Origin of the sequence: Nocardia sp. NBC_01388 (genome assembly GCF_045040085.1) — a bacterium.
Taxonomy (GTDB): Bacteria; Actinomycetota; Actinomycetes; order Mycobacteriales; family Mycobacteriaceae; genus Nocardia.
On record NZ_CP109553.1, the window covers coordinates 1,509,739 to 1,526,185 of the forward strand.

A 16,447-nucleotide genomic window follows, 5' to 3' on the forward strand; every position below is an offset into this window, starting at 1 on the left:
CCTTCCGGCGCAACCTGCCTCCTGAGTCGTGCTCGGCGGCGGCGCTAGTCGCAGGTGAGCGCCGGGGCGATGGCGCTCGCGATGACCACGCCGATCTGGTCCACGGCTCGCTCGATCGAGCCGGTGGGCTGGAACAGGTGGCTCAGGGCCAGGCGGACAAGGGTTTCCGTGTGTGCGGCCAGTTCGGTGTCGGGGAGTGACGCGAGTTCGTATTGGGCACGGATCATGGCGGCGACGGCCTCGATCGCGCGCCCGAGCACCGGTTCGGGTTCGGTCATCAGGACCGGGAGCAGCGCGGTGTCCGGGGCGGTTCGGCCGGCGAGCACGGCTTTGAGCAATGTGTTGTCCGCGCCGGTGCGCAGGGTGAATTCGACGGCCTGACCCAGGCCGGCCACCACATCGTCCGGGTGGACGGCGAGGCTGCCGGCGATGCCGATCAGGAAGGTGTCGACCTCCTGCTGGATGACTACCTCGGCGAGTTCGTGTTTGTTGCCGAATTCCTTGTACATGACCGGGCGGCTGACGCCCACCTCCTTGGCCAGGCGGGACATGTTCACCGCGCCCCAGCCTTCGGCGCAGACGATCCGCCGTGCGGTGTCGATGATCCGTTCGCGCAGGAGTTGGCGCATCTCGGTCTGGAAATTCGGCGCTTCAGCCACGATCCGATGGTACATGAGCACGTCTTTCGTCTCGCCCGTTGACAATCTTCATTGAAGTGTATCTACTGAATACACTTCGTCAAGAAGTGTAAATGCCAAGGAGATCGACAATGACGACGTCTCGAATCAGTGAACCGGCCCCCGTAGCCCCGCCGCAGTGGCGTGACCGCAAGCGCTACCTGTGGCTCTTCGGCCTGGTCGCACCGACCGCCCTCTTTCTGGCCACCGGCCTGGTCTGGGCCTTCGACGAGCTGGGCTGGCAGGCCGTGGCACCCGTGTGGTGGTGGATCGGCCCACTCCTGGTCTACGTGCTGCTGCCGCTGCTGGATCGCTTCTTCGGCCCGGACGGCCAGAACCCGCCGGACGAGGTGATGGAGTGGCTGGAGAACGACCGCTACTACCGGTACTGCACCTACGCCTACATCCCGTTCCAGCTGCTGAGCCTCGGATTCGCCTGCTACCTCTGGACGGCCACCGACCTGTCCTGGCTCGGCATCGACGGCGGCCTGGGGCTGGTTTCGAAGATCGGCCTGGCGTTGAGCGTCGGCGCGGTCGGCGGCGTCGGTATCAATACCGCGCACGAACTCGGCCACAAGAAGGACGAATTGGAGCGCTGGCTGTCGAAGATCACGCTCGCCCAGACCTTCTACGGCCACTTCTACATCGAGCACAATCGCGGCCACCATGTGCGCGTCGCGACGCCGGAGGATCCGGCCAGCTCCCGCTTCGGCGAATCCTTCTGGACCTTCCTGCCGCGCAGCGTGGTGGGGAGTCTGCGCTCCTCATGGGAGCTGGAGGCGGCGCGCCTGCGGCGACTGGGTAAGCGGCCGTGGACGATCCACAATGACGTGCTCAATGCCTGGCTCATGTCGGTGGTGCTGTGGGGCGTGCTCGCGGCGGTCTTCGGCCCGATCGTGCTGCTGTTCCTGGTCGTGCAGGCGGTGTACGGCTTCGCCCTGCTGGAGACGGTGAACTACCTCGAGCACTACGGCCTGCTGCGCCAGCGCACCGCCAGTGGTCGCTATGAGCGCTGCACTCCCGAGCACAGCTGGAACTCCGACCACATCGTCACGAATATCTTCCTGTACCACCTGCAACGGCACAGCGATCATCACGCGAACCCGACCCGTCGGTATCAGACATTGCGCAGTATGGACGGTGCGCCGAACCTGCCCAGCGGGTACGCCTCCATGATCGGCCTGGCTTACTTCCCGCCACTGTGGCGCAGGGTCATGGACAAGCGGGTGGTGGCGCACTACGAGGGCGATATCACCCGCGTGAACATCCAGCCGAGCAAGCGTGACCGCGTGCTGACCCGGTACGGAGCCCGGTGATGGCCGCCTACCGTTGCCCGGTCTGCGACTACGTCTACGACGAGTCGAAAGGTGCACCGCGGGAAGGCTTTCCGGCGGGCACCCCGTGGTCCGCGGTCCCCGACGACTGGTGCTGCCCCGACTGCGGCGTCCGGGAGAAGCTCGACTTCGAATCCAGCACGGCCGCCACCGGCCCCGATCGAACAGGACGCGATCATGACCACTGATTACAAACTCTTCCGCTGCCTGGTGTGCGGATTCGAATACGATGAGGCGCTCGGCTGGCCCGAGGACGATATCGCCCCCGGTACCCGCTGGGCCGATATCCCCGAGGACTGGTCCTGCCCTGATTGTGGTGCGGCCAAAGCGGATTTCGAGATGGTCGAGGTCAGTCGCTCGTGACTCAGCGAATCGTGATCGTGGGCGCCGGGGTGGCCGGCGCCACCGCGGCCAAGACACTGCGCAGCTCCGGTTACTCCGGTGAGATCGTGCTGTTGGGCGCGGAGGGCAGCCAGCCGTACCGGCGGCCCATGGTCTCGAAGGAACTGCTGGCCGGGACCGCTGTCGAACGGCGAATGCTGTTGGAGGCGGCGGACTTCTGGCCCGCGCAGGATATCGACCTGCGGACCGGATCGGCCGTCCGCGGGATCGATGCCGAACGCGCCCGGGTGTATATGACCGATGATTCCGAGATCGACTATGACGCACTGCTTCTCGCGACCGGAGCTCGCCCGCGCCGACTGCCGGGCGTCGGGCTGGGTGCGCACACACTGCGCGGCCGAGGCGATATCGCGCCGATCCGCGCGGCCATCGATGACGGATCGCTGCTCATCGTCGGCGCCGGGCTCATCGGATGTGAGGTCGCCGCGACCGCCGCCGGTCTCGGCGCGCAGGTGACCGTGGTGCACGCCGGACCGACTCCGCTGGACCGCGTCGCACCCGAGACCATCGGTGAGTTCTTCCGAAAGCTGCACGCGGACAATGCGGTCCAGATCCACACCGATGTGGTGCTGACCGAGATCGAGGATGTCGCCGACGGGGTGCTCGCGACAGCGACCGACGGCCGCCGGTGGACCGCCGGCGCGGCGCTGATCGCCATCGGCGCGGTTCCCGAGACCGCTCTCGCCGGCGCGGCGGGCGTAGCGGTGGCCGATGGCATTCTCGTCGACGAGAACTATCGCACCTCGATTCCCGGGATATACGCCGCCGGTGATGCGGCCGCACGATTCGATCCGGAACTCGATGAGTATGTGCGAGAAGAGCATTGGAACAGCGCACAGGCGCAGGGCGCGGCAGCGGCGAAGGCGATGCTCGGAGTGACGCCCGACCGTGCGCAGGTGCCGTGGGGCTGGTCCACGCAGTACGGCCTGAATCTCCAGTTCGCGGGCCGCATTCGGCCGGGGGACGAACTCGAGGTACGGGGTGTGCCCGGCACTCCCGATATCGCGGTACTGGGCCGGCGCGGCGGCCGGATGACCGGTGCGGTGGCCATTGGCCGTCCCGCTGATATTCGCGCGGCACGCGAACTGATCGGTGCACGGGGCTAATTGCTCGCAAAAGTGAAATGCCGTCGAATCAATTCAAATTGATTCGACGGCATTGTCGTTTGCTAAATCATTGCTCGACGCCGTTCGTAGTGAACGGCTATTAGTGTCTGAGTCGCGCATTTTGCCCCAGACCTGGCCACTTGGTCAAGCATTCGATTGAAACCAGTGAAGACTGACACGTCAGTCCGAAAGCTGTATTACTGTCTCGGTCAGTCGGCAGCGGTCGAACAAGGGGACCGGTCGGCAGTGACCAGTAGTGGCAGTGGGGTGGTAGGCATTGGTCGACAAGGCCATTCGGGGGCCGGAGCCGTTCGTTCGGCAGGCAGTCGAGTTCGTTCTTTCCGGGTTGCGCACGTTCGGGCGCACCATTCAACTGGCGGTGGCGGCATTTCGCTACCTCGTCACCGATATCGTCGCCCTGAAACATCCGTGGCGTGACACCCTGCAGCAGGGGTGGTTCATAGTCAGCGTGACCGCGATTCCCGCTGTGCTGGTATCGATTCCGTTCGGCGTCATTGTCGCGGTGCAGGTCGGCAGCCTCACCCAGCAGGTGGGCGCGAGCTCCGTCTCCGGCGCGGCCGGTGGTCTGGGCGTCATTCGGCAGGGCGCGCCCATGGTGACCGCACTGCTGCTGGGCGGCGCGGCCGGATCGGCCATTGCCGCCGATCTCGGCGCCCGCACCATTCGCGATGAGGTGGATGCGCTGCGCACCATGGGAATCGACCCGGTGCGCCGGCTGGTCGCCCCGCGGCTGGCCGCCATGCTCGTGCTCACGCCCCTGCTCTGCATGTTGATCATCTTCATGGGCGTCTTCACCGGATATGTGATCGCGGTCGGCTTCCAGGGCGTCACGCCCGGCAGCTATCTGTCGGCCTTCGCGGCCTTCGCCAAGATGAGCGATCTCGGGGTGGCGATCCTCAAAGCCGTGCTGTTCGGCGTGATCGTGCTGATCGTGTCCTGTCAGCGCGGCCTGGAAGCCATGAACGGGCCCAAGGGCGTCGCCAATGCGGTGAACGCCGCGGTGGTGATCGGCGTGATCGCCGCCTTCGGTGTGAATCTTGTTATCACCCAGCTGGTTTCGATGTTCCTACCGACGCAGGTGGGCTGATGACCCAGGTCCCCGCACGTTATCAGCCGCTCGGCGCCGCCGGTCGCATCGTCGAACGCGGCGCGCAGGCTCCGCTGGGAGTCTTCGAATCCCTGGGCCACCAAGCGACTTTCGTCTATGAGGTGCTGACGGCCATCCCGCATACGCTGCGGGTGTATCGCCGCCAGACCATGCTCATTCTCTCCGATATCACCTGGGGCTCGGGCGCGATCATCGTCGGCGGCGGCACCGTGGCGGTACTGGCCTTCCTCGGCATCGCGGTCGGCGGCTCCATCGGCGTGGAGGGTTTCACCGCGCTGAACATGGTCGGCATGGGACCGCTCACCGGGTTCGTCTCCGCCTATGCCAATACCCGGGAAATGGCGCCCATGGTGGCGGCCATCGGATTCGCCGCGCAGGCCGGCTGCCGGATGACGGCCGAGATCGGGTCCATGCGCATCTCCGAGGAGATCGATGCGCTCGAGGCCATCGGCATCCGGCCCATGCCGTTCGTGGTGACCACCCGCGTGATCGCCGGTGTCATCACGATCGTGCCGCTGCACCTGCTCACGCTGATTCTGTCGTACCTGTCCTGCGCGACCGTGGTGAATGTGCTGCACGGGCAATCCTCGGGCACCTACTACCACTACTTCGACGCCTTCCTGCAACCGAGCGATGTGCTCGCCTCGTTGCTCAAAGCGACGATCTTCGTGATCACCATCATTCTCATCCACGGCTACCAGGGCTTCTACGCCACCGGCGGTCCGGAGGGCGTGGGCCGCGCCTCGGGCCGCGCCATTCGCGCCAGCCTGGTGCTGGTGGTCATTCTGGACATGATCCTCACCATCGTGATCTGGGGCTTCGATGTCGGCATCAAGATTTCGGGGTGACCGATGAGCATGTTCAAGGATCATTCCGGGCGTAGTGCCGGACCGTGGAGGCTGCGGCTGCGCGGTCTGGTGATCGCCGTCGTCCTCGTCACGGTCGCGATCGTCGTAAGTTCCTATGCGCGTGGATCGTTCGCCGACAAGTTCGATCTGACCATCGATGCCGCGACGCTCGGCGAGGGGTTGGCGCCGGGTGCGGAGGTGAAATTCCGCGGGTATGCCATCGGCACCGTGCGCGAGGTGAATACCGAGGGCTACGGCCATCAGCGCATCGAGGTGCAGATCGACCGTAAGCAGGCGGCCGCGCTCACCGAGGGTGTCACCGCGCGCTTCACCTCGTCGAATGTGTTCGGCTCCAGTGCGATCGAGCTGGTGGCGGGGAGCGGCACCGCACCGCTGCACGAGAACGCCACGCTGCAGATCGGTGAGAACGCCACCAATGCGACCGTCGCGGGCGTCTTCCGGCGGGCGGCCCGGCTCACCCAGGTGCTCGACTCCGCTACCGTCCATAGGCTTTTCGACCTGCTGCTGGACAATGCGAGCAGCCTGGAGCCGGTATTGCAGTCGTTCTTCGATACCGCGCGCCTGCTGGCCGATGGACAGCAGGCGCCGGTCGGGCACTATCTCGGCATCGGTGCGGATATGACCGGAGCGTTCGCGGATCTGACTCCGTCGGCGGGTCATGCCGTGCTGGGGGTGCTCGAACAAGCCGCGTACTTCGGTGATCCGGCGAATCAGGATCGCACCAACAAGGCCACCGACGGGGTCAATCAGGCGGTGCTGCTCGGGATTTCGAATCTGCTGCAGCACAATAACCCCGAGCTGGAGAAGGTGCTGAGCGGTGTGCTCGATCTGGCGGTGCCGATCAGCGTATCGCTGGGCACGGTCGCCCCGGCCTACAACCGGATTCCGAATCTGCTGCGCGCCATGGACGGAGCCTTCCCGGTGGTGGACGGCCGGGTGCAGCTGCAACTAGATCTGATTGTGAAAACCATGCCGTACCTGGCTGATTCACTCGGGGGAGTGCCGAAATGAACGATGTCGTCAAGTCCTCCGTCAAGCTCGTGATATTCCTGCTCATCGTCTCGGCCTGCTCGGTGTTCATCGTGACCGCTCTGCGCACCCCGATTCCGGGTGACAAGGTCGGTTATGACGCCGTATTCACCGATGTGTCGGGGCTGTTCGCCGGTGATTCGGTGCGCATGTCGGGCGTCGCCGTCGGCAAGGTGGAAACGGTCGCGCTGGACGGCGCGCAGGCGCGGGTGCACTTCACCGTGAACACCGACCGGCCGATCTACGACAACACCCAGGCGGCGGTGCGCTACCAGAACCTCATCGGGCAGCGGTATGTCGAGCTGCTCACCGACGGCACGGGTGGCGCGAAACTCGCTCCGGGAACCACGATTCCGGTGCAGCGCACCATCCCGAGCTTCGACGTCTCCAAACTCTTCAACGGCTTCAAACCGCTGTTCGACACCCTGGATCCCGCGCAGCTCAACCAGTTCGGCGACAATCTGCTGCGGGTGATTCAGGGCGACGGTTCTGGGATCGGGCCGGTGCTGTCGGATCTGGATACGCTCACCAAACACGCCAGTAGTAGTGAAGCGGTCATTGTGCTGCTGGTCCGCAATCTCGGCCTGGTGTCCGATGAGATCGGCGGTAAATCGAAGGCCGTCGGTGATCTGGTACAGCAGCTGGCGGATATTCTGCGCGAGTTCACCAGCAAGAACCAGCTCATGCTCAATGCCATTGATACCGCCAAAGCCGTTCTCGGGCCGATGGTTCCGATCCTGGAGGCGGGGCGGGACGCCTATGACCAGGCCTACGGCCCGATCGACGGTCTGCTGCGCCGGCTGGTGCCGGCGACCGACCAGCTCACGCAGCTGCTCGCGATCACTCCGCAGGTGGTCACCGGCCTGAATCAGGCGGTGCCCGGCAATGGCGTGAAGCCGCGGATTACCTGTTCGCACGGGGAGGCCGCGGTATCCGGTATCGCGGGCGTCGTCCTCGCCAACCAGAACCTGGTGGTGTGCAATTGAAAGCGCTGGTGAAGTATTTCGGCGAGCTCATTCGTGAGGCGCTCGCCGGGCGCGGCGATCAGCCGACCCAATTGCGCTGGGGCATAGCGGGAGTCTCGGTGTGCGTGGTGCTGCTGCTGGCGGCGGGTGCGCTGTATGTGGTGCCGTTCGGACAGCGCACCTATACCGCCGATTTCAAGATCTCCGGCGGGGCGCGCTCCGGTGACGAGGTCCGGGTGGCGGGCATCGATGTCGGCAAGATCCGGTCGGTGGATCTGGTCGGCGATCATGTCGAGGTCAGCTTCACGGTGAAATCCGAAGTGCACGTGGGTGATCGCGCGGCGGTGGAGGTCAAGATGCTGACCCCCATCGGCGGCCACTACCTGTCGTTGGCGCCGACAGGCGATAAAGACTTGGGGCGCAAGCACATTCCGCCCAACCGCACCGGAACGCCGTTCGAGCTCAGCGACATTCTCGACAAGGGCACACCCATCTTCAGCAAGGTGGATGCCGGCACCATGCGCAGTACGCTGGGCCAGCTCGACAAGGCGCTGGCCGGGCAGCCGGACGCGCTGCGCAGTCTGGTCACCAATGCCAATGATCTGACCGGTGTGCTGGCCGACCGTACGCAGCAGTTGAATACGACGCTGCAGATATCGGACGAGTACATCGGCGCCATTGCCGACGACAAGGCGCTACTGGCCGACTTCGTCCGCCAACTCGGTGGTGTCGCCGATTCGCTCGGCAATCGCAAGGACCAGATCGTGAGCATGTTCAACCTGGTCAAACGACTGCTGGTGGTGCTGCACCGCCCGATCATGGCCTACGGCGACAGCATCGAGCCGGCGGTCACGCAGTTCGAGCAGCTGTTCTCCAAGATCATGGAGGATCCGAATCGGATCGACACCGTCGTGAACGGGATGCGCGATGTGATCGCCAAACTCAACGGCATGCTCGGCACCCAGGTGAAGGCGGATCAGCCCGCCGACGGTGTGCAGGTGTGCATTCCCTACGAAGGCAAGGCGTGCTGATGCAGTGGATTCGCAAAGCGCGGGGGAGAGCCGTACTCGCCATCGGGGTCGCCGTCGTGGTGATCGCCACGGTGGCCGCGGGTGTGACCTGGGCGAGCACGGTGCGTGATTCCGCGCAGGACGTCTGCGCGGAGTTCACCGATACCGTCGGGCTCTACAAGGGCAATAGCGTGACCATGCTCGGCGTCGATGTCGGCACCGTCTCGAAGATCGAATCGCTCGGCGATCGCATGCGGGTCACCATGAAGGTCGGCGACAAGGTGAAGTTGCCCGCCGACATCCAGGCCGTCACCATGTCCAGTTCGATTGTGACCGACCGGCATGTGGAGTTGACCAAGCCGTACACCGGTGGTGCGCGCTTCGATACCGCGAAATGCATTCCGCTGGACCACACCAAGACGCCCATCGGCATCAGCGAGGCGCTCGATTCCATCGGCAAGCTGGCCGGCGATCTGACCGGGCCGGGGGAGGCCAATGACACGCTGATCAATGACACCCTGACCGCCGCCGACAAGGCGATCGACGGCACCGGGCCGCAGTGGAATCAGCTGTTGCAGCGGCTGTCAGCGGTGGTCGGGGATCCGTCCCAGCGGGATGTGGTGTTCCGGCGGCTGGTGGACAATCTGGATCAGCTCACCACCATGTTCGTGAGCAATTGGCCGGATATGCAACTGGTGCTGGACAATCTGCGGGCCGGATTGCAGCTGATCGGTGAGTTCTCCACCGAATTCGCCGGCGCGGTGGATATCGCCGTGGAGTTCCTGCCGGTGCTGGCGCGCAATGCGGGTAAATACGATCAGCAGGTCTACGCACTGCTCGATCAGTATCTGCCGCAGGCGCACGACTTCCTGCAGCAGCATCAGGGTGATATCGGCAGTCTGCTCGCGCAATTGCCGCCGCTCGCCGCGCAGCTACCGCAGGCGGGTGCCCGATGAGGCGAGTACTGCTGCGGCTCGTACCGGCGCTGACCGCCGCGACCCTGCTGCTGAGCGGGTGCGGGGTGCGGGCCACCGATCTCCCCATCCCGGGGACCTATCCGAGCGGTGACACCTACACCGTCCGAATCGAATTCGGTTCGGTGCTGAATCTGCCGGACCGCGCGAAGGTGATCGCCGACGGCGTCGAGATCGGCATGCTCGACCACATCGATCTGATCGGCAATACCGCCGTCGCGACGGTGAAACTGCATACCGATGCCAAGCTGCCGAAGACCACCACGGCGGAACTGCGGCAGAGCACCATCCTCGGTGATATCCATATCGCGCTGGAGGCGCCGAAGAACGCGGACAGCGGTTTCCTGCACAATGGCGATGTCATCCCGATGTCGCAGACCGTGCCCGCCACCAATGTGGAGGACATTCTGCGGGCGCTGTCGAATATAATCACCGGCGGCCGGTGGACGGATCTGCAGAAGCTGGTGACCGACGTCAATGCGGCGTTCCCGTCCGATCCGGCCGAGCTGGACCGGATCAATAAGGCCGGGCGGGCCGCGCTCAGTGATATGGCTTCGCACACCGCCGACATCGATCGGATTCTGGCTGGGGCGCAACAGATTACGACCAAGCTCGCGGACGGACGCCAGTCGGTGGATCGCATCCTCACGCTGGGGCCCGCGCGGGCGGCCGGTCTGGCGGATGTGCTGTTCAATGTGATCAAGCTGATCATCAGTGGTGGCCAGTTGGCGCAGAATGCGGGGGATCTGCTGCTGCCGCATATCGGCGACTTCCGTTCCATCGTCTCGATTCTCGCGCCGACGGCGGTGGCGCTCGGCAATTCCGATATCACGCTTGCCGGGAATCTCGATACGTTCCACACCCTGCTGCGGGACAAGCTGATTCCCTTCCTGAACTCACCGGATGTGCGGGTGCGGCAGGTGTCGGCCGATGCGCAGGCCGATCAGCTCATTTCGACCCTGCGCTCCATCGGGATGGTGCCATGAAACTCTCACTCTCCGGACCGGTCTCGCTGGTGCTGCTGACGATACTGACGCTGATCTGCGGTAGCTATATGGCGGTCGGCGTGCTGAATCTGGATCCGCGTCGCCAGAACAACACCGTCACAGTGCTTTTGGATTCTTCCGGCGGACTGATGAAGACCTCCGAGGTGACGCTGCGGGGCATGCCCATCGGGCGGGTGCGCGATATCGGAGCCACGATTCACGGACTGTCGGTGACGCTGGAATACGATGCGAAGTACCGGATTCCGGTGGACAGTCAGGTGCAGATCGCCAATCTGTCGGCGGCCGGGGAGCAGTTCCTCGACTTCCGGCCGACGGGAACCGCGGGGCCGTTCCTGCATGACGGCAGTATCGTGCCGAACCGGCAGGTCAAGACCGCCACGACCGTCGGTGACGCACTCGCCGAGATGGATGCGCTGACAGCGCAATTGGATCCGGCGCGACTGCAGCATCTGGCGACCACCGTGGCCGCCGGATTCCAGGGCCGCGACGCCGATGTGGCCAACCTGACCCGGGCGCTCGTCGGCACCGCGAATCTCCTGCACGACAAGCGGGATGAGATCGCGCGGCTGTACGCCAACGTGCAGACGCTCGGCGACCGTTTCGACGGCCGCGCACCGTCGCTCAGTGCCGCCGCGGGCGATATCGACTCGGCGCTGCCGGAACTGCTGCACATCATCGGCGCGTTCCAGAACTACTCCTACGTCGGTGAGCATATTTTCGACGATCCGCTGGGGCCGCTGGTCACCAAGATCGACCAATACCTGTCCGAGATGGGACCGGACCTCGGGTTCATCGCCACCGCACTGAAGCCGTCCACCAGCGCCGTCAAGCCGCTGCGTGTGGATGCCGGATCGATTGTCGATCTGCTGGCCACAGTGTTCCCCGGTGATGGCGCAGCCCACGTCGGCGTCGAATTTCCTCGTTAGAGAGAAGGCAATCGTGAGTGAAACGGAAGAGCGACCGGAAGTGGTTGTACTGGAGGAGGATTCGGTGACGGCGAGCGAGACCGAGGCTGTTGACGCTGTCCCTGTGGTGACTGAGGCGGCCCCTGTGGTGACTGAGGCGGCCCCTGTGGTGACTGAGGCGGCCCCTGTGGTGACTGAGGCGGCCCCTGTGGTGACTGAGGCGGCCCCCGTGGTGACTGAGGCGGCCCCTGTCGTGACTGACGCGGCCCCTGTCGTGACAGAGCCTCCGGTTGATCCGAAACCGTTGCGACTGCGGGGATTGCGCACTCGGGCCTATCCGATCGCGGTGGCCGCCGCCGCATTGTTCGCGGTCGTCGCGGTGGTCATGGGCGTGTTCTGGCACAACTCCACCGGTGATCTCGATGCGCTGCGCACCAGCAATTCCGACCGTGACCGGGCCGCCGAGGTCGCGAGCGATTACACCGTGCGCTCGCTGAACTACGACTACAAGAACCTGCCCGCCTTCTTCGACGGCGTGCAGCACGGCACCTCGGATGCCCTGCGCAACAAGTACACCCAGGTGCACGACACGCTGTCCAAGATCATGACCGGCGCGCAGGTGGTGGCCACCGGCAAGGTCGTGGGTACCTCGGTGCAGGCCAAGGGCAACGATCAGTACGCGGTGACCGTGTACGCCACCCAGCGCACCCAGAACATTCAGCAGACGGATCCGGCGACGGTGCCGAATCTGCTGCTGGTCACCGTCGCCAAGAGCGGCGGCGACTGGGTGGTCGTCGACTACGGCCCGAAGGATGGGGATGCGAAGGACGGCGGCCCGAAGGACGGGGCCGCGAAATAGTCCCGCGCACAGGCCGGCCGCCGCAGCACGAGCTTCCGCTGCGGCGGCGCCGGCAGATCATCGAAGCCGCCTACGAGGTGTTCACCGCTCACGGATATGAGGCCACCGCCATTTCGGAGGTGGCCGCGCGCGCCGGGATCGGGCAGGGCACGGTCTATCGGTACTTCGGCAGTAAACGCGAAATCCTGGATCACGTCATCGATTTCGGTGTCGAGAAGATCATGGACTCGGTGCAGATCGCGGCCTTCTTCGGCACGTCGGGCAGTATCGACGAACTGCTGGAATCGGTGCGGGCGGCGGCGGAGCGGTTCTATGGGCTGATCGAGCGGGAGCCGCAGCTGCTGCGCCTGTTCTTCGTGGAGGCCGGGGCCATCGATGACGAACTGGCGCAACGACTTCTGGGTTTCGAAGCGATGGCGGCCTCCCTGGTTGCCGTGGAGCTCGCGCGCGGCGTCGCGGACGGCTGGATTCGCTCGGATGCCGATCCGGAGGTGCTCGCGCACACGATTCTGACGCTGGTGGGTCCCGGCATGGTCCGGGAACTACTCGGCTCATCCGACCCCCGGCTGCGCGAGCGCAGCACTACAGTGATGCTGCACTTGTTGGAGAAGGCACTGCGTGCAAGAAGGGTGGCTTCGTGAGTGAGCCGGTGAAGACCGCTCGGCGGGCCGCTCGCGCGCAGCTGCGCCGCACCGAATTGGTCAGCGCTGCTTACGGTCTGGTCATGACGCGCGGCTTCCGCACCATCGGCGTGGACGATATCGCCGCCGCCGCGGGCGTCAGCCACGGCACCTTCTACAACTATTTCGACAATAAGCGCGACATCCTCGACGCCGTCATCGACCACTGCTTCGACCACATCCGCGAACGCCTCCTCGGCCCCGACGCCGACGCCGATCCGGCCACCATGGAAGCCTTCTGCGACCGCTACGCCCGCGTCATAGACCGCGGCTACGACCTCGTCGCCTCCGAACCCGGCCTGGTGAATTTCCTTCTCCTGGAAGCCTCTTCGATAGACGACGGCGTCATAGAACGCTGCCTGCACAATGCCCGCCTCTTCGGCGTCCAAGCAGTCCACCAGGTCGCCCGCGGCATGGAATACGGCTTCCTCGACCCCCACCTCGATGCGGACATAGCCGGCGAAGTCCTCCTCTCCGTCCTGGTCTCCGCCCTCTTCTCCGCCCTCCGCGCCGGCGAAGACGGCCTCACCCAAGACCGAGTCCGCCTCCAACTCATCACCTTCCTCTCCTCAGCCCTGACCGCCGACCCCTAGCGGGAATGCGCGCCGACCTGGTACTGATCGATGGCGACCCGCTGGCGGATATCCGCGCGACCCGTGCGATCACGCGGGTCTGGTGCGCGGGCAAAGAGCACGCACTACGCGGGTGACGTCGGCCTGTGCGGGCGGGAATCGACCGGACGCTGCAGATATGGCCGCGTCCTCACCATCTCTGACCGCTCAGGCCGCCTGCTACGGCAGCCACCGCAGCGCAGACGCCTCGCGAACATGCACCAGGACATCGAAAGCGGCCGGCAGATCGGCGAACATCAGATGCGCCGCGGCATCGTTCGCCGGGTCGTACACGCCGCTGATCACCCGCATTTTCACTGCCCCGAGCGCACCGTCGTGGCCGCGCAGATCCACCCAGTGCGCCGCAGGTTCGGCCGCACCCAGCACGGCGTCGAGGAAGTCCGCGGGCGGCGCGGGAACATCGACGATACCGAGGTCGCCGTGGTGGAATCCGATCGCCACCGAGGCGTACTGCGCGCCGTAATGCTGCCGCAGCGCACTGCCGGCGGTGGGATGGTCGCCGGACCCGGTGGCGAGGGCGGAACTGTGGGCGATGCCGTCCCAGTAGACGATTCGCCGCCCGGTCCGCGTCTGATAGTCGATCATGGCGGCGCCCCAGAGATCCTCATCGCCGACGAACGACCCGCGCCCCGCGACGCTGCGCTCGTGGAAATCGACAATGAGCCGCATGCGGGACCGGACGTCCTCCGGCACCCCGGCCAGTGAATTCAGCAGGGCCGCAGCGTCTCGCGCGTCTTCCTGGAACGCCCGCCCCGGGTGGATTCCGCGTGCGCGCTGCACATGCTCGTCGGTGGTGTGCGCACTCCGGATCGGTTCGAGATGCGCGGAGATCTCGGCCAGCCGGTCCGGTGCGATCCGCCGCACGGCATCCAGCACCACGTCGTAATCCGCCGAATTCGCCTGCGCGGGTTTGACCGCGATGATCCGGACCGGATCCGCGCCGTGCTCGCGGTTGAAGTCGCGAATCCACTCCAGCGCCGCGGCCGTCTCGGCGGTCCGCCACGGCCGCCACGCCGTGTCGAGCGCGGCCTGCGCGGTCCCTTCTCCGGTCAGCACGAAATGGTCGAGAACGGCGGCGACATCAGCGCTGTCCTGCAGTGCCACAGCGCGAAAGCCGTACCACTGCACCAGAATACGGAACACTCGATCGCGTACCTCGAAGGTCTCCCGCGCGAACCGCGTCGATTCGCCGATGCCCACCACGGCCGCCTGCGACAGGGAGCGCGCAATCTCCTCGAATGCGGCGTCGTCGAGGGGACGGGGAGCCGACGGCAGGTCGGACAGTGTGATGCCGGTCGAAGGTGCTGCCGGATCGGAGGTCGCGTTCATGAGCCCAACTCTCCTAGCTCGACTCAGGTTGAGGTCAACCCGATGTGACCGGCCGCACTCCCTGCAGTCGGCGATCGTCCGGCCGCAGCGCCCAGGACACAACCGTCAGCATCGTGAGCACCGCGAGGATCCACAGCTCGCTGAGCGCGTATCCGGTGGTCAGATGGGAGGCCATCGCCCCGGTGTAGACGAAGAAGGTCCCGGCATAGGCCCACTCCTTGACCAGTGGAAAACGCGGCGCGAGCAGTGCCAGCGCCCCCAGCACCTTCCATACGCCCAGCAGCACCAGGAAATACGTCGGATAACCCAGATGCGTCACCAGATCCCGGACGTATCGAATCCGTGCGATATCCCAGATTCCGCCGACCACCCCTTCGGCGCAGATCAACACTGTCGCCGTCCAGTAGGCGTACCGACGGTAGCCAGTCCAGCCCGTCATCACTCCATTGTGGCGCAGAATCGTTCCGGAGTCCGGCTACTTGACCAGGGTGAACTGCATGATGTCCAGGTGCCCGGCGTGGAAGTAGTGCGCACAGCCGGTGAGGTATTTGACGTAGCGGGCATAAACCTCCTCGGAGGTGAGGCGCACGGCCTCGGTGCGATGCGCCTGCAGGGCCTCGGCCCACAGATCGAGCGTGTGCGCGTAGTGCGCCTGCAGCGAATGGATGCGCTGGGTGTGGAATCCGGCGGCCCCGGAGAGTCCGGTCACCGTGGAGGGCTGGGGGAGTTGCCCGCCGGGGAAGATCTCCCGCTTCATGAAGATGTGGAAGCGGGCATCCTCACGGGTGACGGGAATATTCAGCGTGCGCAGTTCCGCCAGTGTGCGGCCGATGATGGTGTGTAACAGTAGCCGTCCGTCCGCGGGCATCATGGCGTGGCAGCGGGCGAAGAATTCCGGATAGCGCTCCTTGCGGAAATGCTCGAAGGCGCCGATGCTCACGATCCGATCGGCCTTGCCGCGGAATTCCTCCCAACCCTGCAGCCGCACTTCGGCATCGGTGATGCCGAGCCGGTCCAGCCGCGCCCGGGTGTAGTCGAACTGGTTGCGGCTCAGGGTGAGTCCGATCACCCGCACCCCGTAGTGCTGTGCGGCGCGGATCATCGTTGCGCCCCAGCCGCATCCGATATCGAGCAGTGTCATGCCCGGCTGCAGCCGCAGCTTCCCGAGTGCGAGATCGATCTTGGCCTGCTGGGCCTCCTGCAGGCTCATGGTGGCATCGGGGAAGTAGGCGCAGCTGTAGGTCATGGACGGGTCGAGGAACAGTGCGTAGAAATCGTCGGAGACGTCGTAGTGCGATTGGACTTGCCGATAGAACGGCGCGAGGTCGGGCATGGGGGGTGCTCCTGAATTCGGTGTACGCCAGGAGATACGGAGTGCGGCGGTGGTCCGTTCTAGATCTATGACACACCGGCGACTCGCCGACTGTTTCACTCCGAGTTTCCGATTCGACCCCGCCGCGACCGGCGCTGCTGCTTTCCTGAAGGGGGTCAGCATCGTTGCAGCAAACACAATTCGGAGGTTGGGGAGCGGCCATGCACC

The 16,447-nt window shown here is 65.2% G+C and carries 19 protein-coding genes; 15 read left to right on the forward strand and 4 right to left on the reverse strand.

From position 1 onward, the window contains the following. Window positions 1-44: 44 nt before the first annotated feature. The gene (locus OG716_RS06970) at window positions 45-659 is read right to left on the reverse strand and encodes a TetR family transcriptional regulator (RefSeq protein WP_405136869.1); all 615 of its coding nucleotides are present in this window, start codon (window positions 657-659) and stop codon (window positions 45-47) included. 110 nt (window positions 660-769) lie between these two features. Between OG716_RS06970 and OG716_RS06975 the strand changes: the two genes are divergently transcribed. From OG716_RS06975 to OG716_RS07045, 15 genes are all read left to right on the forward strand, one after another. Next, entirely contained in the window at window positions 770-1,993 is a 1,224-nt protein-coding gene (locus OG716_RS06975) for an alkane 1-monooxygenase (RefSeq protein WP_405136870.1), read from the forward strand. Continuing rightward, window positions 1,993-2,199: a rubredoxin gene (locus OG716_RS06980; RefSeq protein ID WP_405136871.1), complete on the forward strand. Its 207-nt coding sequence runs from the start codon at window positions 1,993-1,995 to the stop codon at window positions 2,197-2,199. Before OG716_RS06975 ends, OG716_RS06980 begins: the two co-directional genes overlap by 1 nt. Beyond that, a complete protein-coding gene (locus OG716_RS06985; protein WP_355122400.1) occupies window positions 2,189-2,374 on the forward strand; it encodes a rubredoxin in 186 nt (61 codons plus the stop codon). The genes OG716_RS06980 and OG716_RS06985 overlap by 11 nt, the downstream gene beginning before the upstream one ends. Next, on the forward strand, window positions 2,371-3,519 hold the full coding sequence (locus tag OG716_RS06990; RefSeq protein WP_405136872.1) for an NAD(P)/FAD-dependent oxidoreductase: 1,149 nt from the start codon (window positions 2,371-2,373) through the stop codon (window positions 3,517-3,519). Before OG716_RS06985 ends, OG716_RS06990 begins: the two co-directional genes overlap by 4 nt. Before the next feature lie 277 nt (window positions 3,520-3,796). Further along, a complete protein-coding gene (locus OG716_RS06995; RefSeq protein WP_405136873.1) occupies window positions 3,797-4,627 on the forward strand; it encodes an MlaE family ABC transporter permease in 831 nt (276 codons plus the stop codon). Beyond that, on the forward strand, window positions 4,627-5,496 hold the full coding sequence (locus tag OG716_RS07000; RefSeq protein WP_355122396.1) for an ABC transporter permease: 870 nt from the start codon (window positions 4,627-4,629) through the stop codon (window positions 5,494-5,496). The genes OG716_RS06995 and OG716_RS07000 overlap by 1 nt, the downstream gene beginning before the upstream one ends. Before the next feature lie 3 nt (window positions 5,497-5,499). After that, the gene (locus tag OG716_RS07005; RefSeq protein WP_405136874.1) at window positions 5,500-6,528 is read left to right on the forward strand and encodes an MlaD family protein; all 1,029 of its coding nucleotides are present in this window, start codon (window positions 5,500-5,502) and stop codon (window positions 6,526-6,528) included. Continuing rightward, complete coding sequence (locus OG716_RS07010) at window positions 6,525-7,532, forward strand: MCE family protein (RefSeq protein WP_405136875.1); 1,008 nt, start codon at window positions 6,525-6,527, stop codon at window positions 7,530-7,532. The genes OG716_RS07005 and OG716_RS07010 overlap by 4 nt, the downstream gene beginning before the upstream one ends. Beyond that, window positions 7,523-8,542 (forward strand): MlaD family protein, encoded by a 1,020-nt coding sequence (locus OG716_RS07015; RefSeq protein WP_405136876.1) that lies wholly within the window; start codon window positions 7,523-7,525, stop codon window positions 8,540-8,542. Before OG716_RS07010 ends, OG716_RS07015 begins: the two co-directional genes overlap by 10 nt. Continuing rightward, complete coding sequence (locus tag OG716_RS07020; RefSeq protein WP_405136877.1) at window positions 8,542-9,477, forward strand: MCE family protein; 936 nt, start codon at window positions 8,542-8,544, stop codon at window positions 9,475-9,477. The genes OG716_RS07015 and OG716_RS07020 overlap by 1 nt, the downstream gene beginning before the upstream one ends. After that, on the forward strand, window positions 9,474-10,481 hold the full coding sequence (locus OG716_RS07025; protein WP_405136878.1) for an MlaD family protein: 1,008 nt from the start codon (window positions 9,474-9,476) through the stop codon (window positions 10,479-10,481). Before OG716_RS07020 ends, OG716_RS07025 begins: the two co-directional genes overlap by 4 nt. After that, window positions 10,478-11,428 (forward strand): MlaD family protein, encoded by a 951-nt coding sequence (locus OG716_RS07030; RefSeq protein WP_405136879.1) that lies wholly within the window; start codon window positions 10,478-10,480, stop codon window positions 11,426-11,428. The genes OG716_RS07025 and OG716_RS07030 overlap by 4 nt, the downstream gene beginning before the upstream one ends. A 253-nt stretch (window positions 11,429-11,681) precedes the next feature. Further along, a complete protein-coding gene (locus tag OG716_RS07035) occupies window positions 11,682-12,266 on the forward strand; it encodes a hypothetical protein (protein ID WP_405136880.1) in 585 nt (194 codons plus the stop codon). A 59-nt stretch (window positions 12,267-12,325) separates the two neighbouring features. Further along, on the forward strand, window positions 12,326-12,907 hold the full coding sequence (locus OG716_RS07040) for a TetR/AcrR family transcriptional regulator (RefSeq protein WP_405139561.1): 582 nt from the start codon (window positions 12,326-12,328) through the stop codon (window positions 12,905-12,907). Then, window positions 12,904-13,539: a TetR/AcrR family transcriptional regulator gene (locus OG716_RS07045; RefSeq protein WP_405136881.1), complete on the forward strand. Its 636-nt coding sequence runs from the start codon at window positions 12,904-12,906 to the stop codon at window positions 13,537-13,539. Before OG716_RS07040 ends, OG716_RS07045 begins: the two co-directional genes overlap by 4 nt. 198 nt (window positions 13,540-13,737) lie before the next feature. Here OG716_RS07045 and OG716_RS07050 read toward each other — a convergent pair whose 3' ends face one another. From OG716_RS07050 to OG716_RS07060, 3 genes are read right to left on the reverse strand one after another with little or no spacing between them, the layout of a single operon-like run. Continuing rightward, window positions 13,738-14,907 (reverse strand): erythromycin esterase family protein, encoded by a 1,170-nt coding sequence (locus tag OG716_RS07050; RefSeq protein WP_405136882.1) that lies wholly within the window; start codon window positions 14,905-14,907, stop codon window positions 13,738-13,740. A gap of 34 nt (window positions 14,908-14,941) precedes the next feature. Further along, window positions 14,942-15,346, reverse strand: coding sequence for a DoxX family protein (locus OG716_RS07055; RefSeq protein WP_405136883.1), 405 nt, complete (start codon window positions 15,344-15,346; stop codon window positions 14,942-14,944). A gap of 36 nt (window positions 15,347-15,382) precedes the next feature. Continuing rightward, window positions 15,383-16,240 (reverse strand): cyclopropane mycolic acid synthase family methyltransferase, encoded by an 858-nt coding sequence (locus OG716_RS07060; protein WP_405136884.1) that lies wholly within the window; start codon window positions 16,238-16,240, stop codon window positions 15,383-15,385. Window positions 16,241-16,447 lie beyond the last annotated feature (207 nt).